The sequence below is a fragment of the Arthrobacter sp. NPDC058097 genome, assembly GCF_042884885.1.
Lineage (GTDB): Bacteria > Actinomycetota > Actinomycetes > Actinomycetales > Micrococcaceae > Arthrobacter.
Window position 1 is genome coordinate 182,707 of record NZ_JBHVSZ010000006.1, and the last position, 24,011, is coordinate 206,717.

Genomic DNA, 24,011 nt, shown 5'->3' on the forward strand with positions numbered 1-24,011 from the left:
CATGACCGGGCGCGTTTCCTGGCCCAGAAAGGCAACTGATGCTCATTCTCTTCGGATTCAAGACCGTTCAGAAGCTGCTTCCGGGCCGGACGGCGACCTGCCAGTACTGCCGCGTGTTCAGCCACCAGCACCTTGAGGAGCGCGCCACCAAGTTCACGCTGTTCTTCATTCCGGTCTTCACTACCTCCCGTTCCTACCGGATCACCTGCTCGAACTGCGGCGCCTCGTCGGTGGTCAACGGGCGCCGGAAGAAGGCACTGGTGGGCTAAGCCACGCGATCAGGCCAGACGCGCGGACGCCATCACGGCAGCTGCGGCGGGCCGGTTTTCGGGCCGGAGGTCCAGGAGCGCATCGTCGGGGCTGATGTCGGCCGGGTTGTGGGTCACCAGCACCACGGTTCGCGAGGCGAGTCCGGCACGCAGGTCGGCGATGAGCGCACGGCCGGATTCGGCGTCGAGGTGGGCCGTGGGCTCGTCGAGGAGGATCACGTCGGCCTGCGTCATGAGGGTGCGCGCCACTGCCAGCCGCTGCCGCTCGCCACCGCTGAGGAATGCCCCGCCGGGTCCAATGCGGGTATCGAGGCCCTCTTCCAGCCGCGCCAGCAGGGGTGCCAGGCCAACTGCCTCCAGCGCTTCCCGCATCGCCTGCTCGGTCTCCGCTGAAGACCCTGCGCCGGACTCCTGCCGAGGGCTGCCCAGGACCAGGTTGCCGCGGACCGTCGAATCGAAGAGATGCGCCTCCTGCGGGCACCACGCCGCGGTGCCAGTCACTGCGATGCTGCCTTCCCGGGCAGGGAGGAAGCCCAGCATCACTGCCAGCAGCGTCGACTTGCCGGCGCCGGACGGTCCGGTCACCGCCAGCCAGCGCCCGGGCTCAGCCACCGCGGACAGACCGCTGAAGACAGCACCGCCTCCTGGCCACGCGGCCGACAGCCCATCGAGTTCGGCGCCCGGCTGCCCGAGCTCGCGTGGATCCGGCCGCGAAGGTTGTTCGGAATCCCTGCCATAAGAAGTGTTCTGATCGGTTCCAGGTTCGCCCGGCTGCAGTACCCCTGACTCACTGATACGGCGCAGGACCGCACGCAGCGCCGGAAACTGCCGGACCGCCGTCGTCATGGCCCCAAACGGTTCTGCGAGCGCCAGCTGCAGAAGAACCACGACGCCGACGGTGGTCGCCGGAAGGGACCCGGCCTGCACCAGCGGGGCCGCCAGCACGGCGCTGTAGAGGGCGGCGGCGCCGCACGCGGCTACGGTGAGTGCCTGGCCGAGCCCTTCAGCCCAGGCCGAGCGCCGTGCCATGGCGGTTACATCCCGGTCCAGCGCGCGGATGCCGTCCAGAACCGGTTCCTTCGCTCCGTTCGCGTGCAGTTCCGCCCTGGCGTCCAAGGCGGCGGCGACCCGCCGGAGGACCCCGGAGCGCAGCCGCTGCTCGGCCTTTGCCGACATCCGGTCCGCGAGCAGGGCGGCGGCGGGCGCGCCCACCAGGCTCACCAGGGCGGCAGCGAGCACTGCCGGCAGGGCCGCCGGAAGCAGCCAACCCACCGAACCGGCAGCGGCTGCCGCCACCGCCGTGGCGGTAACCGGCGGCAGCACCACCCGCGGGAGCAGGTCCCGGACGGTGTCGACGTCCTCGATGACAGCGCCAAGCACGTTGCCGCCCTGCAGCAGCCGGCGCAGGGACAGCGCCCGCTGGCTGAGGGACGCCCAAAGAACGCCGCGCAGCTTCGTCAGGGAGGCAAAGACGGCTTCGTGCAGGAGGAGCCGCTCGCAGTAGCGCAGAACGGCGCGGCCGATGCCGAAGAACCGGACGCCCACGATGGCGGTCAGGAGATACATGATGGGCGGCTGCTCGCTGGCGCGCAGGATGAGCCATCCGGACAATCCGGAAAGCGCGACGGCGAAAAGGGCGGCCAAGGCGCCGACGAACCCGGAACCGGCGAACCGTCCGCGGACGGGCGCGAGCAGCCGTGCGAGCATCCCGGCGGTGCGGCCGGTGCTGACTTGGGCCCCGGTGGCCGGGACGTCGGCCGGGATGTCCGCAGAGGCACTGGGAACGGCAGGGGCACTGGGAACGGCAGAAGGGGCGTCCCCGCCACCGGCTGACGCGCTGCGACCGGCGGCACCGGCCGGGACCGGAGCAGCGGACAGCAATCCGCTGGTGGACGCAGCGGCTCCGGCTGACCGGCCGGACACCGGCACGATCCTGTCGGCGAGTTCCCTCGTTTGGCGGTCGTGCGCCACCAGGATGACGGTGGCGCGGCCGCGCAACGCACGGATCGCGTCGTGGACCCGGTTGGCCGAGTCACGGTCGAGATGGGCGGTGGGTTCGTCCAGGAGCAATACGGTGGCGCCGGCCTCGATACGGGCCAGGCCGCGGGCCAGGGCAACGCGGCGCAGCTCCCCCGGGCTGAGTTCGGCGGGGTGCTTGCCCGCAAGATGGTCTGCGCCGACGGCCGCCAGGCAGCGCAGCACTCCCCCGGCCTGTGCTTCAGCGTCAATGGCTGATGCACTGCCGGCGGAATCGGCACCGCTCGCCGCATGGCCCGCCGTCAGGTACAGCAGCACCTCTCCGCGCACCGTGTCAGCCACCATCACGGGGTGCTGCGGCACCCAGGCCACTTCGCCCGCCGCGTATCCTGCAAGGGCTCCGGCCACAGCGGCCCCGGCCCCGGTTCCGACCGTTCCCGCGAGAACTCCCAGCAGGGTGCTCTTGCCGGCCCCGCTCGGACCGTCCAGTGCTGTGACCAGTCCGGCCGGCGCCGAAAAGCTGAGAGGCCCGACGGCGGGACCCTCCCTTCCCGGATAACTCACGGTGAGGTCCCGGACAGTTACGCCCGCCAACTCTGCGCCAGCCGGAGCCGGTCCCGGCACCAGCCGCCGGGGCTCCGGTGCGTCCAGCACCGCCGTCGTTTCGGTAAGGGCTGCCCGGCCGTCGTCGCTCGCGTGGTGGGCGGTTCCCAGCTCACGGAGCGGAAGGTAGCAGTCGGGGGCGAGGATGAGCGCCAGCAGCCCGGCCTCCAGCGCCATGTCGCCGTGGACCAGCCGGACGCCGATGAACACTGCCACCACGGCAACGGAAATCGTGGCGATCAGTTCCAGCGCGAGGGCAGAGAGGAACGCCGTCCGCAGGGTGCCCATGGTCCGGGAGCGGTAGTCCTCGGAAATGTCCTCCAGCGCGCGGCGCTGGGCGGCGGCCCTGCCGAGTCCCACCAGCACCGGAAGTCCCTTGGCGAGTTCGAGCATGTGCCCGGACAGCCGGGACAGGGCGGCCTGGGCATCACGCACCTTGTCCTCGGTGTAGCGGCCGATCAGCACCATGAACAACGGAACCAGGGGCACGGTCAGCACGATCACCACGGCGCTGACCCAGTCGGCGAAAAGGATCCGGGCGCCCAGCAGCAGCGGTATGGCGGCACAGTTCACCAGCGCCGGCAGGTACTGCATGTAGTAGCTGTCCAGGGCATCCAGGCCGCGCGTCGCGAGCACCGCCAGGCCGCCGTCGGAAGGGCCTGCAGCCCGGACGCCGTTGCGCAGTGCCGTCTCCAGCAGCTGCGCCCGCAGCTCCTCCTTGACCCCCAGGGCTGCGCGCCGGGCGGCTACGCCCTGCGCCCAGACCGTGACGGACCGCAGCACCACACCGGCGGCACCCCAGCCCAGCTGGTCAGCCCACGCGGGGTCCTGCGTCATGAGGCCGCCGAGGACAGACGCGACGGCCTGTCCCATAAGCACCAGGGACAGGGCCTTCAGCGCAGCCAGCAGGCCAAGGCCGTAAAGGGCTCGGCGGGTGGACGGTCCGGACGGGAACTGGGGCTTCACTGCGGGTCAGTCATTCCTGATCAGTGCTTTCGCGGCCACCGCGGGCAGGAAGCTGTGCGCCTCCGGGATGTGCGCGGCGCTGACGCGGCGGCGGAACACCCAGTACGTCCAGGCCTGGTAGGCGATCACCAGCGGCAGTCCGACGCACGCCACGATGCTCATCAGGCCGAGGGTGTAGTCAGAGGACGAGGCGTTGGCGATGGTGAGGTTGAAGGCGGGGTCGATGGTGGACGGCAGGACCACGGGGAACACCGCCCCGAAGATGGAGGCGGAGCCGCCCAGCAGGAACACGCCGGTTGCCATGAAGGCCCGGCCCTCGTTTCCCTTCCGGGCCTGGACCCAGGCCAGCCCCGCGGCGACCACTGCCACGGCCAGAACAACCAGCGTCCACGCCTCCCCGCTGAGGACCTGCACGCCGACGGCCCAGCCGGCCATCGGGAGGAGCAGCACGGGAAGCAGCCGGACGAACCACTGCCGGGCACGGTGCCGGACGTCGCCGTCGGTCTTCAGTGCCAGGAACGCCAGGGCGTGCAGCAATGCGAAGCAAGCCACCGCCAGGCCGCCCAGCACGGCGTACCAGCTGAACCAGGCGAACGGGCCGCCGTCGCGGTCGCCGTTGGCGTCCAGCGGCAGGCCGGTGGTGGTCAGCCCCAGCGCGGCACCCACGCCGAAGGAGGCAAGGAAGGAGCCGACGGCGATGGCCCAGTCCCACGTGTTGCGCCAGCGGTCGGTGTCCACCTTGCCCCGGTATTCGAATGCCACTGCCCGGAAGATCAGCGCGACGAGGACCAGCAGCAGCGGCAGGTACAGGGCGGAGAAGAGCGAGGCGTACCAGAACGGGAAGGCCGCGAACGTGGCGCCGGCCGCGGTCAGGAGCCAAACTTCATTTCCGTCCCAGACCGGTCCGATGGTGTTGAGCAGCACGCGGCGTTCGGTGTTGTTGCGGGCAAAGATCTTCATCAGCATCCCGACGCCCAGGTCGAAGCCCTCCAGGAAAAGGTAGCCGGTCCACAGGACCGCGATGGCAATGAACCAGATGGTTGGCAGCAGTTCCATGCTTTGTATCCTCGGTCTTAATAGGCTCGGGCTTAGTAGGCGAAGGCCAGGACGTCGTCTGCGGTTCCGGGCTTGTCCGGTCCGCCGTCGCGGGGTGTGGCGTCCTCGTTCTCGTCCACCGGTGCGTGGGCCAGTTCGGGCATGGCCGAGACGACGCCGCCGCGCACGTATTTCACAAGCAGCTTCACCTCCACCACCAGCAGGACCGCGTAGATCAGGGTGAGGACCACGAGGGAGGTCAGGATCTCACCCGCGGAGACCCCGGGAGAGACGGCCGCGGCGGTGAACATGAACACCTGGTCGATGCCGTTAAGGTCGGGGTTGGGGGCCACCACGAACGGCTGCCGGCCCATTTCCGTGAAGATCCAGCCAGCAGCGTTGGCACCGAAGGGGGCGAGGATTCCGAACACGGCCAGCCGCATCAGCCAGCGCGACTCGGGCACGGTGCCCTTGCGGGTCAGCCAGAGTGCCACCAGGGCGGCGAGGGCGGCGAGGCCGCCGAACCCGATCATGGCGCGGAAGCCCCAGTAGGTGACCTCCATGACGGGCACGTACTGGATCTCCTGGCCGGCACGGTCGCCGTAGATGGGGTTGTCCGGGACGTGCGTGCCGTAGTCCGCCTTGTACTGGTCGATCAGGCTGTTGACGCCTTTCACCTCGGTGGTGAAGTCGCCCTTGGCGAGGAAGGAGAGAATGCCGGGCACCTCGATCACGGCCTTGATGTCGTCACAGTTGCGTGAGCCGACGTTGCCCACGCTCAGGACGGAGAAGCCCGTACCGTCATGGCAGGCGGCCTCGGCGGCGGCCATTTTCATGGGCTGCTGCTGGAACATCAGCTTGCCCTGCAGGTCTCCGGTGATCGCAGTTCCAGCGAAGGAGATCATGGCGACGACGGCGCCGATCCGCAAAGACTTGATCCAGACTGAGTAGTCGGTGCGGTCGCGGCCCGGGATCCCGGCTTCCCCGGCAACCACCTTGCCGTCAGCACCGATGGTGTCGATGCCGTCGCGGCGCCTGCGCCAGAGGTGGTACCAGGCGATGCCCAGCAGGAACCCGCCGGCCACGGCGAGGGCACCGAAGAGGGTGTGCGGCACGGCCACGAGGGCGGTGTTGTTGGTGAAGACGGCCCAGGCGTCGGTCATGACGGGCCGGCCGTCAATCATCGTGACGCCCACGGGGTGCTGCATCCAGCTGTTGGCCACGATGATGAAGTAGGCGGAGAAGAACGAGCCGACGACGGCGATCCACAGGCACGCGAGGTGAACGCCCTTCTTCAGCTGCTTCCAGCCGAAGATCCACAGGCCCAGGAAGGTTGACTCGACAAAGAACGCCAGGAGAGCCTCGAGGGCCAGCGGTGCGCCGAAGACGTCACCCACGAAGCGGCTGTATTCGCTCCAGGCCATGCCGAACTGGAACTCCTGGACGATGCCCGTGGCCACGCCCATGATGAAGTTGATGAGGAAGAGCTTTCCCCAGAACTTCGTCATCCGCAGATAGGCCGGATTCGCGGTGCGGTACCAGACGGTCTGCATCACCGCGACGACCAGGCCCAGGCCGATTGTGAGCGGCACCATCATGAAGTGGTAGACGGTGGTGATTCCGAATTGCCAGCGTGCGATTTCCAAGGCGTCCAAGGCGGTCCCTACTTACGGTTGGGTCTAGCTCTCCAGCGTCGTTTTCTACGCAACGTAGAACTTCAACTTCTACAGAGTGTAGAACACAGGTCGAACACTGTAAACACGGTTGCATGCACATCGGAGGAACGCAATCGCCCGCGACGCGCCGAACGTTCTACCTCATGTAGAAACGAACGGCCAAACGCGATAGATTTGAAGTTGCAGTATTGGAATCACGGCACGGGCCGGGCAGTCGGCCCTTGGCAGTGCGTTGTCAGAAGGATGTACAGATGGCAAGTCTTGGGGAACTGGAACGCGCAGTCATGGACCTGCTCTGGGCGGGCCACGAAGCAGCCACAGCAAACACGCTGCGGGACCTGCTCGCACAGAGCACGGCAGCGCATGGCGGTGCAGCGGGGCACGAGGGCAAGGACCTGGCGGTGACCACCGTGCTGACAGTCCTTTCGCGTCTGGAAAAGAAGGGCCTGGTGGAACGCGAACGCGGCACCCGGCCGCACCGCTACCAGGCTGTATCCAGCCGCGAAGACCACACCGCCGAACTCATGCACGAGGTCTTGGGATCGGCTCCGGACCGCGAGGCCGTGCTGGCCCGCTTCATTGGTTCGGTGACAGAAAGTGAAGCCGAGACACTGCGCAAACTGCTTGGCCACAGCTAACACCTGATGTTCTGGACCTCATATTTCCTGGCGGTCCTGGCGATAGTACTGGCCTGGCCGGTACCTATCCTTCTTTCGCGCGCCCACTGGCCGGCGCGCGACCCGTTCACGGCCATGGTGCTGTGGCAGGCCATCGCCCTTGCCGGTGGACTGTCCATGATCGGCGCCATGCTGGTCTATGGCCTCGAACCCGTGGGCGACAACCTGATTGCGGGTCTCCGCGCACTGGCAGGCATGGTGCTGTTTGCTGCGCCCACCACCGCGCTGGGTTTCTGGCATCTCTTCGCGCTCTCCGCGGCGGCGCTGCTGACGGCGCACCTCGTCTTCACGCTGCTGCTGACCTATTACAAGATTGAGCGCCAGCGCAGGCGCCACCGCGAGCTGCTGGCCCTTCTGGCCTCGCCGTCCGACGACGGGCCAGGCACCGTGGTCATCAGCCACGATTCCCCGGTGGCGTACTGCCTCCCCGGTGGCGCCCGCTCCGTGACGGTCCTCTCCGATGGACTCATGGCGGCCCTTGAACCGGCGGAGCTGCGCGCCGTCCTGATTCACGAAAACGCGCACCTGACCCAGCGCCACCACCTGCTGCTGTGGGCCTTTGCCGCGTGGCGCCAGGCGCTGCCATGGCTGCCCACCACGCGCCTGGCCCAGGAGTCCGTGAACTCGCTGATTGAAATGCTGGCGGACGACGTCGCCCTCAAGACCGAGAGCAAGGCGACCCTGATCAAGGCCATCGCCATCGTCGCGAGCGGCTCGGCGGCACCCCAGGGGGCCGCCGCCGTCGAACCTGTAGGCCTTGCCGGGGCAAGCCTTACCGGTGCGGGCCTGCAGCTGCCCGACGGTGCCGGCGGCGCCGGCCCGGCCAGTACGACGGCGTCACGCGTCAGCCGCCTTCTCTCACCCAAGCCCCCGCTCGCCAGCGGCCTAAGGGCGGCCGTCCTTGCCGTGTGCACGCTGCTGCTGGCCATGCCCACCGCCCTGCTGATCGTTCCCGGCCTGCTGGGCTGAGCTGCTCGGGCGCCGGGCCTGCCTGTAAGCCGGCGCTAAGCGCCGGCGACCGCGGCCGAGCCTCAGGCGTCGATGCGTTCGCGGTCCAGGCTGGACGCACCGGCGATGATGAAGTCCTTGCGCGGTGCGACGTCTGACCCCATCAGCAGGTCGAACGTATGTTCCGCCTGCTGCGCATTCTCAATGTTGACCTTGCGGAGCATGCGGTGCCGGGGGTCCATGGTGGTCTCCGCCAGCTGCTCAGCGTCCATCTCACCCAGGCCCTTGTAGCGCTGGATGGGCTCCTTGTACTTCCTGCCTTCGGCGGCGAGTTTCGCCAGCAGGCCGTGCAGCTCGGCCTCGGAATAGGTGTAGATCATCTCGTTGGCCTTCTGGCCGGGGTTGATGACTTCCACCCGGTGCAGCGGGGGAACGGCTGCGAACACCCGGCCTTCCTCGACCATGGGCCGCATGTACCGGAAGAACAGGGTGAGCAGCAGCGTGCGGATGTGGGCGCCGTCGACATCCGCGTCGGTCATCAGGATGACCTTCCCGTAGCGGGCAGCCTCGATCGCGAAGCTCCGCCCTGAGCCGGCCCCGACCACCTGGATCAGGGCCGCGCACTCGGCGTTCGAGAGCATGTCGCCCACGGAGGCCTTCTGGACGTTGAGGATCTTACCGCGGATCGGCAGCAGCGCCTGGAAGTCGGAGGAGCGCGCCAGCTTGGCCGTGCCGAGGGCCGAGTCACCCTCCACGATGAACAGTTCGGAACGGGCCACGTCGTCGGTGCGGCAGTCGGCCAGCTTGGTGGGCATCGACGACGACTCAAGCGCGGTCTTGCGGCGCTGCGTCTCCTTGTGGACGCGCGCCGAGATGCGCGACTTCATCTCGCTGACGATTTTTTCCAAGAGCAGCGCCGACTGGGCCTTGTCGTTGCGGTTGGCGGAGTTGAGCTTGGCCGCGATCTCCTTCTCCACCACGCGGGCCACAATGGCCTTGACCGCCGAGGTGCCGAGGATTTCCTTCGTCTGGCCCTCGAACTGCGGCTCGGCGAGGCGCACGGTCAGGACGGCGGTGAGTCCGGCGAAGATGTCGTCCTTCTCGATCTTGTCGTTGCCGGCCTTGAGTTTCCGCGCGTTGGCTTCCACGGTTTTCCGGAACGTCTTGACCAGGGCCTGCTCGAAGCCGGCCTGGTGCGTGCCGCCCTTCGGGGTGGAGATGATGTTCACAAAGCTGCGGACAGTGGTGTCGTAGCCGATCCCCCAGCGCAGTGCGACGTCCACTTCGCAGTCGCGCTCCACTTCCGCGATCTTGCTGTGGCCCTTCTCATCCAGCACGGGCACGGTTTCCTTGAACTTGCCGGCCCCGTGCAGGCGCCAGACGTCCGTAACCCCGGAATCAGCGGCGAGGAACTCCACGAACTCGGAGATGCCGCCGTCGTGGTGGAACACCTCCTCGTGCGCTCCCAGTTCACCGGGCGTGCCGGGGAGCTTGCGCTCGTCTCGGACCGTGATCTTCAGGCCAGGGACCAGGAAGGAGGTCTGGCGGGCACGCGCGGTGAGTTCCTCGTAGGAGAACCGGGCATCCGGCGTGAAGATCTGGGTGTCTGCCCAGTAACGGATGCGTGTTCCGGTGACGCCGCGCTTGGCTTTGCCGACGACGTCGAGGACCGAGTCCTCGACGAACGGCGCGAAGGTGGCGGTCGGGTTGGGGCGGCCGTTGTCGTTGAAGCGGCCGGGCTCACCCCGGCGGAATGACATCCTGTACGTCTTGCCGCCCCGGTCCACCTCGGCGTCAAGACGCGCCGAAAGCGCGTTAACCACCGAGGCGCCGACGCCGTGCAGGCCACCGGAGGCGGTGTAGGAGCCGCCGCCGAACTTGCCGCCCGCGTGCAGCTTGGTAAAGACGACTTCGACGCCGGTGAGGCCAGTCTTAGGTTCGACGTCGACGGGAATGCCGCGGCCGTCGTCGTGAATCTCTACGGAGTTGTCCGCGTGCAGGATGATCTTGATGTCGTGGCCAAAGCCGGCCAGCGCCTCGTCAACAGAGTTGTCGATGATTTCCCAGAGGCAGTGCATGAGGCCGCGGGAGTCCGTGGATCCGATGTACATGCCGGGGCGTTTGCGCACGGCCTCCAGCCCCTCCAGCACCGAAAGGTGGCGGGCGGTGTAATCAGAACTCGGTGCCACAGGTAGTGAACTCCTTTGAAGAACAGGCCGGATCGGCGTTAAAAAGCTCCCTCTAGCCTAGTCCCGATGCCGCCGAATGCCTGACTGCCACTCCCGACACGGGTTCCCGCTCCCGGCGTTCGTTACGCACACGTGATACGCGGACAGCGAAAGTGACCCATCCTTGCCATGGGATAGCTGCGAATGCTGGTTATATAGATGTACAGATCTACTAAGGAGGCCGACATGACAACAGCAGTTGCCGACCGCACACTAACCGCAGCTGACCGGTGTGACCGTTGCGGAGCGCAGGCATACGTCCGGGTTGTACTCGAGTCCTCCGGAGGTGAGCTGCTCTTCTGCGCCCACCATTCACGCGCCGTCGAAGCGACCCTTAGGCCGCTCAGCTCCGACTGGCACGATGAGACGGACCGGCTGCACGAAAAGGCACCGGTTCCGGTCGACTAGACAACAAAGCTGAAAGCCAGGATCCCCGCGCGGGGGTCCTGGCTTTTTCTTTACCTCGTGCTGTCCCGGTGGGGTTCTTCGCCTGTTCTCCGCTTTGGGGTGCCCGACTGGGCGGCAGATCAGGGCGTTCTGAGCACCGGGAACGCCCTGAGCTGCTACCTTGTTTCCGCACGCCCCGTGAAGCAAAAAAGTTTTTTTGATTCTGCGTCCGTCTGGTGCCGGATCGGCCCTTTAATGTCAGTGGCCCTTGGCAGACTGTCTTCATGGAAGGCATCGGGAATTCGGCACTGACAGCGGGGCCGCCGCGCGGCGGCGTCCTGCAGGCTGCCGCGGTTCCTGAGGCCCTTCTTATAGACGCCGTTTGTCCTGGTGCCGATTTCCCCTCCGACGTGTTTCCCGACCATGCTTTTATCGACGACGGGCTTCCGTACGACGATGACCTCGACGCCGCGTTTCCGGCGTCGTTGCCGGCGGACCCGTTTCCCGAGGCCCTGTTTGCGCCCCGTCCCTTCGACGAGGACCTCTTTTATGACGACGGTGTTCCTTCCAGCCCCGCTGGAGCCTGGCAGCTTACGGCCGGTTCCGGCGTCCAGGGCCGTGGAGCAACCTCCGGCTGGGTTCTCCCGGCAGCCGACCCCACCGCCGACAATGCCGGCCTGATCGACCAGGTCCGCGCGTACGAGAACGTCAAGTGCTGGGCCGCCGGGCAGCAGGCGAGGCTTTCCGTGACCTTCGAGGCCCGGCTCCGGCAGGAATCCAACGAGCGGCCGTCCCTGTTGGCGGAGGACCTGGGCAAGGACCGCACCAAGGAACACGGCCTGGGCGCGGCCGAACAGATCGCGCTGGCCCGGGGCGAATCCCCGAACCGGGGGCATCGGCTGCTCGGCACGGCCAAAGCCCTGGTGCAGATGCCCCACACCCGGGCCGCCCTGGAGACAGGGCAGCTCAACGAAGAGCGCGTCACGTATGTGGTGAAGGAGACCGCCTGCCTGAGCCCGGCCGACCGGGCCGCCGTTGACGAGGAACTCGCCGCCGACACCGGCACCTTCACCGGCGCCGGAAGCCGGGCCATCATCGCAGCCGTCCGCGCCGCCGCGATCCGCCGCGACCCCCGTTCCGTCGCCCAGCGCGCCAGCCACGCCGTCTCGGAACGGCGGGTCAGCCTGCGCCCGGCACCGGACTGCATGACCTACCTGTCAGCGCTGCTGCCCGTCCACGAGGGCGTCGCCGTCCTCGCGGCGCTGACCCGGAACGCCGAAACCCTCCACGCCGCCGGGGACCCGCGCACCCGCGACCAGATCAAAGCCGACACCCTGGTCGAACGGACCACCGGCACCCCCGGCGGCATCACCGGCATCGAACTCAACCTCGTCATGACCGACCGGTCACTCCTCCAAGGCGACAGCGAACCCGCCCGGATACCGGGTTACGGCATAGTTCCCGGTGCCTGGGCGCAGGAGCTCATCGCGCAGGGTCAGGGAGAACAGGTTCGCGCCCAGCCAGCAGCGCCCGATTCAGCCAGGAGTTTGAAGGAACTCAAGACCTGGGTCCGGCGCCTCTACACCGCCCCCGGAACCGGCGATTTGGTGGCCATGGACTCCAAGCGGCGCCTCTTCCCCGCACCGCTGCGCCGCTTCATCCGAATCCGCGACGACACCTGCCGCACACCCTACTGCGACGCCCCGATCCGCCACCACGACCACATCATCCCCTGGCACAACGACGGCCCCACCTCCTTGAGTAACGGCGCCGGACTCTGCGAAGCCTGCAACCACACCAAAGAACTCCCCGGCTGGAAGGTGAAACCCAGACCGGGACCACGACACACCATCGAAATCACCACACCCACCGGCCACACCTACCACTCCACCGCACCACCGCTCCCCGGACCTTGGCTGCCCGGAACCAGCAGACGCGGATTCAGCTACTCCGGCTCCGGCTCGGGCTCCGGCTCCGTGAATCATGGAACCGCAGCGCCCGGCATGTAGCCGGGTCGGGTGGCCGCTGACTGAGTCCTTCACGGGGCGGGTTGCTTTATCGGGTGCTGCTGACAGGCAACTCGGTTCACGGCTCACGTCCCTGGGGCGAATTCCTGTGGCCTGCGGCCGCGGACACACGCAGTTTCTCGGTGTCCGCAAGCCAACGCAAATCCATCCGGGCATGACAAAGGCCAGGCCTGCCGCCGTTTCCGGCAGAAGGCCTGGCCTTTGTTCGCGTTTTCTAGTCCAGGTAGTCCCGCAGCACCTGCGACCGGGACGGGTGGCGGAGCTTGGACATGGTCTTGGATTCGATCTGACGGATGCGCTCACGGGTAACGCCGTAGACCTTGCCGATTTCGTCTAAAGTCTTCGGCTGGCCATCCGTGAGGCCGAACCGCATGGCAACGACGCCCGCTTCGCGCTCGGACAGGGTGTCCAGCACGGAGTGCAGCTGTTCCTGCAGCAGGGTGAAGCTCACGGCGTCGGCCGGAACAACTGCTTCGGAGTCCTCGATGAGGTCACCGAACTCGGAGTCGCCGTCCTCGCCGAGCGGCGTGTGGAGCGAAATCGGCTCGCGGCCGTACTTCTGGACCTCGACGACCTTCTCGGGGGTCATGTCCAGCTCGAGCGCCAGCTCTTCGGGCGTGGGTTCGCGGCCCAGGTCCTGCAGCATTTGGCGCTGGACACGGGCCAGCTTGTTAATGACTTCCACCATGTGCACCGGGATACGGATGGTGCGGGCCTGGTCCGCCATGGCACGGGTGATGGCCTGACGAATCCACCAAGTCGCATAGGTGGAGAACTTGAAGCCCTTGGTGTAGTCGAACTTCTCGACGGCACGGATGAGGCCGAGGTTGCCCTCCTGAATGAGGTCCAGGAACAGCATGCCGCGACCGGTGTAGCGCTTGGCCAGCGAGACAACGAGGCGGAGGTTGGCCTCGAGCAGGTGGTTCTTGGCGCGCTTTCCATCATGGATGATGAACTCAAGCTCGCGCTTGTACTTCGGGTCCATGGAGCCGTCGTCGGCGGCAATCTTCTCTTCGGCGAACAGGCCGGCCTCAATGCGGAGCGCGAGGTCAACTTCCTGTTCGGCGTTAAGGAGGGCTACCTTACCGATCTGCTTCAGGTAGTCCTTGACGGGGTCGGCGGTGGCACCGGCCGACATGACCTGCTGGACAGGTGCATCGTCGTCATCGGCGTCAGAGTAAACGAATCCCGAACCGGTAGGCGCTGCGGCTTCCTTGCCGGCCTCGTCGGGTTCATCGACCAGATCAGCGGTGTCCGGCTGCGCGTCGTCGAGGTCCTCCTCGACTTCCACGTCGGCATCGTCATCGGTTGAGCGGCTTCCGGCAGCTTCGGCTGCAGCCTTGGCACCGGGCTTAGGTCCGCGCTTCTTGGGCTCGGGCTTCCCAGCGGCACGGGTAGCGGGACGCTTGGCGCTGGATGCCGCCGGCTTCTCCTCGGCAGTTTCAACGGCCAGGGCGGCGGGTTCCTTCTTCGCGGAAGACGGGGTCACAGAAAACCTTTCTAGCGGCGGTCTGTGGAGTCACCTTCGGGCAACACCACTATGACCCTGTCAAGTCCGTGATTGACATCAGATGCAACCAACCGACAGGGCCACTAAGTAGAACTGCCGGGACGGCCGCAATGTTCCCGTTTGGGATCCACTGCATGCACTGATTCACGGACCCAACCGGGTCTCGGCCTCCATTGTCTCACGATTTTCCGCGCCGGGGACAGACGGGCCTGTAATAGGCCCTCCGGCGGCCTCTGGTCCGCATCCAAATTCAGCGCGCATGCCGCTCCACGCCGGGTGCTGTCGCCGGCGGTGTCGGGCCAGGCGGTGTCGAGCCAGGCAGCCCCGAACGGGGCAGCGTCGAACTGGGCTGTGTCGAACGGGGCAGCGTCGAACTGGGCTGTGTCGAACTTGGCGGTGTCGATCTACGCGGCATCCGATCCGAATTTCTGCCAGGCTGCCTCGCGGCGCCCTGCCCAGCCGCAAATTGTTCCGCGCCGGACAACCTCGGACAGTAATTCGGCCAGCCGGTATCCCGGGCTGGCTTCCAGAGCCCGAGTCAATGATGCGTGCGCGAAGGAACCTCTCCCCCGGCACCATTCGATCCAGCCGGTCGCCGTCAGTGCCGCAGCCTGCGCCTCGCCCCCGCCGCACGACGACAGCTCCTGCATCAGGCCCTCCAGGCGCTTCAGCGTGTCCCAGTCCGGCACGGGCGGGCTCAGGCCCAACAGCACTTCGCCGTAACCGGGAAGGGCATCCGGACCGCTGTCGGAAGCGGCCACCTCGCCGGGACAACCTGGCATCGCGACCTGTTGGTGTCGACCGGCGCTCTCTATTGGTCCGGGTAGCTGTCCTGCTCCGGACGCCGAGGATGCCTCCGCGCCGTCGGCCACAGGGCTGGGCATACCGCTCGCAGTGGGGCGCGCCCCCGACAGGGGCGGGCACGACACGGGCAGTACTGTCCCAGCAGAGAAAATCCCGAAGGCTTCGGCCCCGGACGCCGCCGCGGTCCGTCCGGCAGCGGCCATGACCAGGACCGCGTCCCGCCATGCCGGAACACGAAGGGACGCGCGGAGGAACCCGGCGATTTCCGGTTCTAGTCGGCTGGCCGGGCCAGTTGCGGCTGGACCGGAACCACGCGTAGCGGCTCGGCCCGGAACTGCGTCAGGCGAAAGAGCTTCGGGCGTAAGGGCTTCGGGCGCAAGGGGGTCCGGTGCAAAGGCTTTGGGTGAGAAGGCCACCAGCGCGGCTCCCCAGGCATCGAGGACAGCATCGAACTGCGCCCGAAGAGTCCCCTTGCCGGCCAAGGCCAGGGTCCATTCGTCTTCAGCTGCCATGACGGCAGCGTCGTCCGCTGCAAAAGTATCGCCCTTCCCGGGCGACGCAGCCCCGGGCGGCGCACCGACGCTGCTGCCCAGATACACCATCTCGGCGTTGAGCCGGCTGTCCCGGATCTCGGACACGGGGCGGCCCGGCAGCGGGCAGCAGCTCCTGTCTGTGCAGTACACGTTGCGCCAATACTCTTCGCCGACGCACCAGGCATCGCGCACCGGCATGCCAGCCAGCCCGAGGGCGCACCCCAGATCGGCGAGCAGGGGCCGAAAGGACGGCGCTGGTGCCCTGTCCCGGCCGCTTCGGTCAAAACCGTGGCCGTCAAAGCTGTTGTCGTCAAAACCGTTGTCGCTGAAGAAGACCAGCAGAGTGCCGTCGGCTTCCTTGTCCGCCAGCAGGTACTCCGTGACGGTCCGGGCGAAGGCCTCCCGGCTGCGGCGTCCGGCGCCCTCGGGGAGATCGACGCGAAGTGTCGCGCCGAGGCGCTTGCCCTGCATGGTCATGGCCACGAGGCTGTCCGACGGCCAGTAGCCCAGGCTGTGCGGGATGTAGCCAAGAATGTCTTCGGGTCCGCTGATGGTGAGATGCTCCGGTGCTGTCATGGAATCAGCTTCCGGCGGCGGTCACGGCATCCGCGATACCCGTTCTGTGCCATGTGGAAAACCGGCCGCCAAAGACACCTGCTGAGGAAGAGTGGCCGTGACGGGCAGTGCGGCGGCCGTTAGCCATCGCCACCAGCGGCGATGCAAGCCCCCTAATCGCGGGACGGGGTCTTGCGGCGGGCAATGCGTTCCCGGCGCTGCTGGGCCATTGCCTGCAGGAGCGGCGGCACCACAACTCCCTGCGCGGCCATCTGCCGGCGGACCTTGCGACGGACCACCAGCATGGCGACGGACCCGACGCCGAGCAGCAGGAAGTGCACGCAAAGCGCGATGCGGAACGGCTCCAGGCCGTAGAGCTCCCCGCGGGAAAAGCCTGTCGAGTTGAGGATGTCCAGCACGGCGCCGATCAGGTAGATGGCCATCAGTGCCGCGAAGAAGCCACCCACGTTGACGATGCCGGTGGCGGTCCCGATCCGGTGCGCCGGGTTGAAGGTGCGCGCGAAGTCAAAGCCGATCATGGATCCCGGGCCGCCGATGGCCAGCACCACTACCAGGACGGCAAGCAGCCACAGGGGCGAGCGGCCGGGATAGAGCAGCACGGCCGCCCAGGCCGCCGCCGTGGCAGCGACGAGGAGGAGGACCATGGTGGACCGCCGCAGCGGGTGCCGCGCAACAAAACGCCCGATCAGCGGCCCGGCCCCGATGGCACCGGCCACATAAAGGGACATGAGCGAAGCGACGGTGCCGGAGTTGAGGCCCTGCGCCGAAATCAGGAACGGGTAACCCCACGTCATCGCGAATACAGTGCCGCTGAACTGGATGGTGAAGTGGCTCCACATCCCCAGCCGGGTCCCCGGCTGCTTCCACGCGCGCGAGAGGGAAACGCCGGTGGCACGCAGCCCCTTGGCAGCCTCCTGCCTGGCCATGCCGGGCGGCACGTCCTGCAGCATCAGCACCACCAGCACGACGGCGACTCCGGAGAATCCGGCCAGCGCTAGGAAAGCCGGGGCCCAGCCCGCGGTGTGAAGAATAAAGGCGAACGGCACCACGCTCAGCAGCTGGCCGAGCTGCCCGGACATGCCGGTCAGCTGGGTTAGCAGCGGAACCCGGGCGGCCGCAAACCACAGCGGAATCAGCCGGATGACGGAGATGAAGGTCATGGCGTCACCGGCACCCACAAGCACGCGGCCCAGCACGCCCGCCGGGACGCTGTCGGCAAATGCCAGCTGCAGCTGGCCCAGGCCCATCAGCAGCGCGCCCCCGGCAATCATGGCGCGGGAGCCGAACCTGTCCACCAGCACGCCCACCGGAATCTGAAGTCCGGCGTACACCAGCAGCTGCAGCACCGTGAAGAAAGAAATGGCCGAGGCGCTGGCGTGGAACCTCTCGGTGGCCTCCAGACCGACTACACCGAACGACGTACGCTGCGTCACAGCCACGAGGTAAGAGAAGATGCCAATGGACCAAATGAGCCAGGCGCGGGGTGCAGTCACCCTTTTATTATCCCCGGCACGGACAAAAATACTATTTAAATTGCCCGGTTTTGGCCTTTCAGTGACGAGTCTTATGCCGCAGCGTGACGGGGCTTACGGCGCGGGGTTTTCCCGCGCCAAGTAAGCCTCCACAGCGGCACCCAGCGCATCGCCGTCGGGCAGTTCATCGTTCTCGTTGGCGAGCAGGGACCGCCGGACCGTGCCCTCGGCCTTCTCGTCGTAGCGGGCCTCGAGCCGGGCCACAACCTGCTGGACTTCTTCGGAGGCCTCGATCTGCTGGGCAATCTGCCGGCCGACTTCACGGCTGGACTCGCGCAGCCGGTCGGTCGGCAGCATCAGGGAGGTGGCAGCGCCAAGGTACTCCAGCCCGGCCACAGCGGCTGTGGGGTACTCCGCCTCGGCGAGGTAGTGCGGCACGTGGATCACGTACCCGGCAACATTGCGGCCGGCGTCCGTCAGTCGGAGTTCCAGCACATGCCCGACGGCGGCCGGCACTTCCACGGTGGGCTTCCAGGAGGAGATGCCCTCAATGAGTTCGGGCCGGTTGCCGTGCACGGTCACCCCGACCGGACGGGTGTGCGGCACGGGCATGGGAATCGAGTGGATCCAGGTCACCAGGTTGACGTCCAGGGCTTCGACGATCTGCACCACCGCACGGGCGAAGCGTTCCCACTGCAGGTCAGGCTCGAAGCCGGCGAGGAACAGGAAGGGCTTGCCCAGCCCGTCAACCAGCCGGTACAGGGCCAGGGTGGGCGGCTGGTAGTCCTGCAGGTGGTCCTCAACAAAGGTCACATGCGGACGCCGGGACCGGTAGTCCATCAGCTGGTCGGCGTCGAACACCGCGACGCGTTCAGAGTCGAGAGAGTCCAGCAGCTCGTCGGTGATCTGCCGGACCACGTGGCCGGCATCGGCGAAGCCGGTAAAGCCCATCACCAGGTTCAGCCCGCGGAGCTCAGGGTTATGGAACAGCCCAATGTTCTTGGCATAGAGCGCGTCGGGGTCCAGCAGCGAGCCGGAAATCCTTTCAAACACGGCGAGTTCCTTTCGTGGTCAGGGTTAATCTTCATAACGCCCGGAACAGCGGCGTCATTCCTCGGGGCGTTGTGGCGAGGCTCTCACCCGGCCGGATTCCCCGGCGCTCCCCCGCAGTTGCGGAACGAGAGACTACGATCGGAATTGGCTCTATGCCTGCGCTCCCTGCCCGAACAATCACAGAGAATTGAGGACCGATCCTCGTGGTCAAGAATACTGAAATCAACCTTAGTGCCATTGCAAGGGACCTGAAGAAGGCGGCAAGTGACGCGGTGGTCATCGGCGTCGGGCAGGGCACGGACGGCCCGTTCCTGCTGGAAAACCCGCTGACCGCGAAGTCTGTTGAGGCCCTGAGCGACTCGCTGAAGGTTCTCGGCATCACCGGCGCTGCCGACCAGGCGGTCCGCCTTCCCGGGCTTCCGGAGACGGGCTCGGGAATCCTCGTGCTGGCCGGGGTGGGCAAGGTCAACCCCGGGGGAAGGGTTTCCGGGGAGGCGCTGCGCCGCGCTGCCGGCTCCGCCGTCCGCCAGCTTGCGGGCCTGTCCTCTGTCACGCTGGCGTTCCCGACGGCGACGGTCGCCGATGTTGCCGCCATCGCCGAGGGTGCCGCGCTGGGCGCGTACTCCTTCACCGAATTCCGCTCCTCCAAGGACGGCCTGAAGGCTCCCGTGGCCGACGTCGCGATCTTCACGGATCTGGCCGGCGGCAAGGACCTGGACGCCGCGCTGGACCGTGCGCGCCTGCTGGGCAAGGCCGTCAACGCCACCCGCTCGCTCGTCAACCAGCCGCCGAGCCACCTCTACCCGGAGTCGTTCGCCGACGCGGCCAAGGAACTGGCCAAGGGCCTGCCCGTCAAGGTCACGGTGTGGGATGAAAAGCGACTGGAAAAGGAGGGCTTCGGCGGCATCATGGGCGTTGGCAAGGGCTCCGCCCGGCAGCCGCGCCTGGTCAAGGTAGAGTACTCCCCCGCCAAGGCCACCAGGAAGATTGCCCTGGTCGGCAAGGGCATCACCTTCGACACCGGCGGCATTTCCATTAAGCCGGCCCTCGGCATGGGCGACATGAAGAGCGACATGGCGGGAGCCGCCGTCGTGCTTAACACGGTGCTGGCCATCGCCGGCCTGGGGCTGCCCGTCAAGGCAACCGCCTGGCTGTGCATCGCCGAGAACATGCCGTCCGGCGCGGCCTCGCGCCCCGCCGACGTGCTGACCATGTTCGGCGGCAAGACGGTGGAGGTCCTGAACACCGACGCCGAAGGCCGGCTGGTCATGGCCGACGGCATCGTCGCGGCAAGCCAGGAGTACCCGGACGCCATCATCGACGTCGCCACCCTGACAGGCGCACAGCTGATCGCGCTCGGCAACCGGACCGCCGGCATCATGGGCGCGGACAGCGTGACCGGCCCGCTGAAGGCCGCCGCTGACCGAGCCGGCGAGCTCGTATGGCCCATGCCCCTGCCGGAAGAGCTGCGGCCCAGCCTCGACTCCCAGGTGGCGGACATCGCCAACATCGGTGAGCGCCACGGCGGCATGATGACGGCGGCCGTGTTCCTGCGCGAATTCGTGGGCAAGGACAAGGACGGCCAGACCATCCCGTGGGCGCACATCGACATCGCCGGACCGTCCTTCAACAACGGGGCACCCTACGGCTACACGCCGAAGCAGGGCACCGGCTGCACCGTGCGCACGCTGGTGGCCTACGTCGAGGATCTCCTGGCCTGAGTCCGAGTGCCGCCTGAGTCGTTGTGCCGCGCGGCTGTGCGGAAGCCTGATCCGCTCGCCACATAGCCGCGTGACACTCGACACAAGCGCTCCACAAAAGGACCGGCAAGGTGGAGCATGGATAAGTGGTTCGCTAAGGTGAACCACGGTAGTCACAAATGAAAGGGAAAAGGCCTGCTGGCATAATCACGGCAGAGCAATTTCCAAGACCAGATGATGCGTACTCTCGTGTCATCGTTCACGCGAGGGAGCGTCTAAGTGGCCGATCAGGCAACTGCGCAAGAATTCGACATCCTGGTACTCGGTGGTGGCAGCGGCGGGTACGCCGCGGCGCTCCGGGCCGTTCAGCTTGGCTTCACCGTTGGCCTCGTGGAGAAGGGCAAGCTCGGCGGAACCTGCCTCCACAACGGCTGCATTCCCACCAAGGCGCTGCTCCACTCTGCCGAACTGGCTGACCACGCCCGCGACTCCGCCAAGTACGGCGTGAACGTCACCCTGGACAGCATCGACATCTCCGCCGTCAACGCCTACAAAGACGGCATCATCGCCGGTAAGTTCAAGGGCCTGCAGGGCCTGATCAAGTCCAAGGGCATCACCGTCATCGAGGGTGAAGGCAAGCTGCAGGGCACCGACACCGTCGTCGTGAACGGCACGGCCTACAAGGGCAAGAACATCGTCCTCGCCACGGGTTCCTACTCCCGTACGCTGCCGGGCCTGGAAATCGGCGGCAAGGTCATCACGTCCGACGAAGCCCTCACCATGGACTACATCCCCAAGAGCGCCATCATCCTGGGCGGCGGCGTGATCGGCGTCGAGTTCGCTTCGGTCTGGAAGTCCTTCGGCGTCGACGTCACCATCGTTGAAGGCCTGCCCTCGCTGGTCCCCAACGAGGACGCAGCAATCGTCAAGAACTTCGAGCGTGCCTTCAAGAAGCGCGGCATCAAGTTCTCCACCGGTGTCTTCTTCCAGGGCGTCGAACAGAACGATGACGGCGTCAAGGTCACCCTTGTCGACGGCAAGACTTTCGAAGCCGACCTGCTCCTCGTCGCCGTCGGCCGCGGTCCCGTCACCGCAAACCTTGGCTATGAAGAGGCCGGCGTCACCATCGACCGCGGCTTCGTCATCACCAACGAGCGCCTGCACACCGGCGTGGGCAACATTTACGCCGTCGGCGACATTGTCCCCGGCGTCCAGCTCGCCCACCGCGGCTACCAGCAGGGCATCTTCGTGGCCGAGGAAATCGCCGGCCTGAAGCCCGTCATCGTCGAGGATGTCAACATCCCCAAGGTGACCTACTCCGAGCCGGAAATCGCCACCGTCGGCTACACCGAAAAGGCCGCGAAGGAGAAGTTCGGCGACGACCAGGTGGAGACCCAGGAGTACAACCTGGCCGGCAACGGCAAGAGCTCCATCCTCGGCACCGGCGGCCTCGTGAAGCTGGTCCGCCAGAAGGACGGCCCGGTGGTGGGCGTCCACATGCTCGGCTCCCGCATGGGCGAGCAGATCGGCGAAGCCCAGCTGATCGTGAACTGGGAAGCCTACCCGGAGGATGTGGCCCAGCTGCTGCACGCCCACCCGACCCAGAACGAAGCCCTGGGCGAAGCCAACCTTGCCCTGGCCGGCAAAGCCCTTCACGGCTAATTCGTTCCGCAAGACAACAGGGCCTGGTGCACCCGGCTCGAACAGCAGGGTGCACCAGGCCCGAATAATGCAGCAATCATCCGCACTTTAGATAAATAAGGAGAACGGGGACGACATGTCTGAATCCGTTAACTTGCCCGCCCTCGGTGAGAGCGTCACCGAAGGAACTGTCACCCGCTGGCTCAAGCAGGTAGGTGACCGGGTAGAGGTGGACGAACCGCTGCTCGAGGTTTCCACCGACAAAGTAGACACTGAAATCCCCTCTCCGATCGCCGGCGTCATCGAGGAAATCCTCGTCGCCGAGGACGAGACCGCTGAAGTTGGAGCCCCGCTGGTGCGCATCGGTGACGGCTCCGGCGGCGGCGCTGCCGAAGCAGCTCCTGCCGAAGAGGCACCTGCAGCAGCACCGGCTGCTGCACCCGCCGAAGAGGCACCGGCCGCTCCCGCCGAAGAGGCACCGGCCCAGGAGGCCCCTGCAGCCGAGGGCGCACCCGCCTCCTCCGGCGAAAGCCACGAGGTCACCCTGCCGGCTCTGGGCGAGAGCGTCACCGAAGGCACCGTCACCCGCTGGCTCAAGGCTGTTGGCGACACCGTGGAAGTAGACGAGCCGCTGCTCGAGGTTTCCACCGACAAGGTCGACACCGAGATCCCGTCCCCCGTGGCCGGCACGCTGCAGGAAATCCGCGTCAACGAGGACGAGACCGCCGAGGTCGGCTCTGTCCTCGCCGTCATCGGATCCGGCGCCGCTGCCCCTGCCGCCGCTCCCGCCGAAGCTCCTGCCGCACCGGCAGCTGAAAAGCCGGCCCCCGCCCAGGAAGCAGCCCCCGCGCCTGCTCCCCAGGCAGCGCCCGCTCCCCAGGCTGCGCCCGCACCGCAGGCCGCTCCGGCTCCCCAGGCTGCGCCCGCACCCCAGGCCGCTCCGGCCGCAGGCGCCGAGTCCGGCTACGTCACTCCCCTGGTGCGCAAGCTCGCCAACCAGCACGGCGTAGACATCGCCGCTGTCTCCGGCACCGGCGTCGGCGGCCGCATCCGCAAGCAGGACGTGCTGGCCGCTGCTGAATCGAAGGCAGCTCCGGCAGCCGCAGCCCAGGCGGCCCCCGCCGCCGCTTCCGCAGCTCCGTCCGCCGCAGCATCCTCGCTGCGCGGCACCGTGCAGAAGGCTCCGAGGATCCGCCAGGTCATCGCCCGCCGCATGCGTGAGTCGCTGGACGTCTCCACCCAGCTGACCCAGGTGCACGAAGTGGACATGACCAAGGTGGCCAAGCTGCGCCTCAAGGCCAAGAACTCGTTCCAGGCCCAGAACGGCGTCAAGCTCACCTTCCTGCCCTTCATCGCCAAGGCCGTGGCCGAGGCCCTCAAGCAGCACCCCAAGCTCAACGCTGCGTACGACGAGGACAAGCAGGAAATCACCTACCACAACGCCGAGCACCTGGCGATCGCCGTCGACACCGACAAGGGCCTGCTGGTTCCGGTCATCTCCGACGCCGGCAACCTGAACCTCGCCGGTCTCGCCGGCAAGATCGCCGACGTCGCAGACCGCACCCGCAGCGGCAAGATCGGCCCCGACGAGCTGTCCGGCGGTACGTTCAGCATCACCAACATCGGTTCCGTCGGTGCGCTGTTCGACACCCCGATCATCAACCAGCCGCAGGTCGGCATCCTGGGCACCGGCGCGATCGTTAAGCGCCCCGTCGTGGTCCAGGACGAGAACGGTGACGACTCGATCGCCATCCGCTCCATGATGTACCTGTCCCTCACCTACGACCACCGCCTGGTGGACGGTGCGGATGCAGGACGCTTCCTGCAGACGCTGAAGGCCCGCCTCGAAGAGGGCGCCTTCGAAGCGGACCTGGGACTGTAGCCAACTGCCAAGAACGACGGCGGTGCGGGCGCCGGTGGATTGCCACC

At 67.0% G+C, this 24,011-nt stretch carries 16 protein-coding genes; 8 read left to right on the plus strand and 8 right to left on the minus strand.

The window, feature by feature from the left end; all coding sequences use genetic code 11:
• The first annotated feature begins 38 nt into the window (after positions 1 to 38).
• Positions 39 to 269 (plus strand): zinc-ribbon domain-containing protein, encoded by a 231-nt coding sequence (locus tag ACFVTE_RS12430; protein WP_387100785.1) that lies wholly within the window; start codon positions 39 to 41, stop codon positions 267 to 269.
• Between the two features lie 9 nt (positions 270 to 278).
• On the opposite strand, the gene cydD is transcribed toward ACFVTE_RS12430, so the two are convergent.
• From cydD to ACFVTE_RS12445, 3 genes are read right to left on the minus strand one after another with little or no spacing between them, the layout of a single operon-like run.
• Positions 279 to 3,815: a thiol reductant ABC exporter subunit CydD gene (gene cydD, locus ACFVTE_RS12435; protein WP_387100787.1), complete on the minus strand. Its 3,537-nt coding sequence runs from the start codon at positions 3,813 to 3,815 to the stop codon at positions 279 to 281.
• Positions 3,816 to 3,821: 6 nt separating this feature from the next.
• Positions 3,822 to 4,871: a cytochrome d ubiquinol oxidase subunit II gene (cydB, locus tag ACFVTE_RS12440; protein WP_387100788.1), complete on the minus strand. Its 1,050-nt coding sequence runs from the start codon at positions 4,869 to 4,871 to the stop codon at positions 3,822 to 3,824.
• Positions 4,872 to 4,903: 32 nt separating this feature from the next.
• Complete coding sequence (locus ACFVTE_RS12445; RefSeq protein ID WP_387100789.1) at positions 4,904 to 6,505, minus strand: cytochrome ubiquinol oxidase subunit I; 1,602 nt, start codon at positions 6,503 to 6,505, stop codon at positions 4,904 to 4,906.
• A gap of 272 nt (positions 6,506 to 6,777) precedes the next feature.
• On the opposite strand from ACFVTE_RS12445, the gene ACFVTE_RS12450 reads away from it, so the two are divergent.
• Both ACFVTE_RS12450 and ACFVTE_RS12455 read left to right on the plus strand, forming a co-directional pair.
• Positions 6,778 to 7,164 (plus strand): BlaI/MecI/CopY family transcriptional regulator, encoded by a 387-nt coding sequence (locus ACFVTE_RS12450; protein WP_190603345.1) that lies wholly within the window; start codon positions 6,778 to 6,780, stop codon positions 7,162 to 7,164.
• Positions 7,165 to 7,170: 6 nt separating this feature from the next.
• Positions 7,171 to 8,172 (plus strand): M56 family metallopeptidase, encoded by a 1,002-nt coding sequence (locus tag ACFVTE_RS12455; protein ID WP_387100791.1) that lies wholly within the window; start codon positions 7,171 to 7,173, stop codon positions 8,170 to 8,172.
• A 62-nt stretch (positions 8,173 to 8,234) separates the two neighbouring features.
• On the opposite strand, the gene ACFVTE_RS12460 is transcribed toward ACFVTE_RS12455, so the two are convergent.
• Positions 8,235 to 10,340: a type IIA DNA topoisomerase subunit B gene (locus ACFVTE_RS12460; protein ID WP_387100793.1), complete on the minus strand. Its 2,106-nt coding sequence runs from the start codon at positions 10,338 to 10,340 to the stop codon at positions 8,235 to 8,237.
• Positions 10,341 to 10,565: 225 nt separating this feature from the next.
• Here ACFVTE_RS12460 and ACFVTE_RS12465 point away from each other — a divergent pair, with 225 nt between their 5' ends.
• Together ACFVTE_RS12465 and ACFVTE_RS12470 are read left to right on the plus strand one after the other, a co-directional pair.
• Positions 10,566 to 10,787, plus strand: coding sequence for a hypothetical protein (locus tag ACFVTE_RS12465; protein ID WP_111903465.1), 222 nt, complete (start codon positions 10,566 to 10,568; stop codon positions 10,785 to 10,787).
• Positions 10,788 to 11,050: 263 nt separating this feature from the next.
• Positions 11,051 to 12,775 (plus strand): HNH endonuclease, encoded by a 1,725-nt coding sequence (locus ACFVTE_RS12470; RefSeq protein WP_387100796.1) that lies wholly within the window; start codon positions 11,051 to 11,053, stop codon positions 12,773 to 12,775.
• A 232-nt stretch (positions 12,776 to 13,007) separates the two neighbouring features.
• Here the strand turns inward: ACFVTE_RS12470 and ACFVTE_RS12475 are convergent, their stop codons facing one another.
• The 4 genes from ACFVTE_RS12475 to ACFVTE_RS12490 all read right to left on the minus strand — a co-directional run bounded on the left by ACFVTE_RS12475 (position 13,008) and on the right by ACFVTE_RS12490 (position 18,741).
• Positions 13,008 to 14,282, minus strand: a complete 1,275-nt coding sequence (locus ACFVTE_RS12475) for an RNA polymerase sigma factor (RefSeq protein ID WP_387100798.1) — start codon at positions 14,280 to 14,282, stop codon at positions 13,008 to 13,010.
• A gap of 425 nt (positions 14,283 to 14,707) precedes the next feature.
• The gene (locus ACFVTE_RS12480) at positions 14,708 to 16,216 is read right to left on the minus strand and encodes a DUF4192 family protein (RefSeq protein ID WP_387100800.1); all 1,509 of its coding nucleotides are present in this window, start codon (positions 16,214 to 16,216) and stop codon (positions 14,708 to 14,710) included.
• 152 nt (positions 16,217 to 16,368) lie between these two features.
• Positions 16,369 to 17,709 carry a nitrate/nitrite transporter gene (locus ACFVTE_RS12485; protein ID WP_387100802.1) on the minus strand — a complete coding sequence of 447 codons (1,341 nt, stop codon included), beginning with the start codon at positions 17,707 to 17,709 and terminating at the stop codon, positions 16,369 to 16,371.
• A gap of 93 nt (positions 17,710 to 17,802) precedes the next feature.
• The gene (locus ACFVTE_RS12490) at positions 17,803 to 18,741 is read right to left on the minus strand and encodes a proteasome assembly chaperone family protein (RefSeq protein ID WP_387100804.1); all 939 of its coding nucleotides are present in this window, start codon (positions 18,739 to 18,741) and stop codon (positions 17,803 to 17,805) included.
• A gap of 203 nt (positions 18,742 to 18,944) precedes the next feature.
• On the opposite strand from ACFVTE_RS12490, the gene ACFVTE_RS12495 reads away from it, so the two are divergent.
• The 3 genes from ACFVTE_RS12495 to sucB all read left to right on the plus strand — a co-directional run bounded on the left by ACFVTE_RS12495 (position 18,945) and on the right by sucB (position 23,964).
• Complete coding sequence (locus tag ACFVTE_RS12495) at positions 18,945 to 20,462, plus strand: leucyl aminopeptidase (protein ID WP_387100805.1); 1,518 nt, start codon at positions 18,945 to 18,947, stop codon at positions 20,460 to 20,462.
• A gap of 258 nt (positions 20,463 to 20,720) precedes the next feature.
• Entirely contained in the window at positions 20,721 to 22,103 is a 1,383-nt protein-coding gene (lpdA, locus tag ACFVTE_RS12500) for a dihydrolipoyl dehydrogenase (RefSeq protein ID WP_387100807.1), read from the plus strand.
• Between the two features lie 115 nt (positions 22,104 to 22,218).
• A complete protein-coding gene (gene sucB, locus ACFVTE_RS12505; protein WP_387100809.1) occupies positions 22,219 to 23,964 on the plus strand; it encodes a 2-oxoglutarate dehydrogenase, E2 component, dihydrolipoamide succinyltransferase in 1,746 nt (581 codons plus the stop codon).
• Positions 23,965 to 24,011 lie beyond the last annotated feature (47 nt).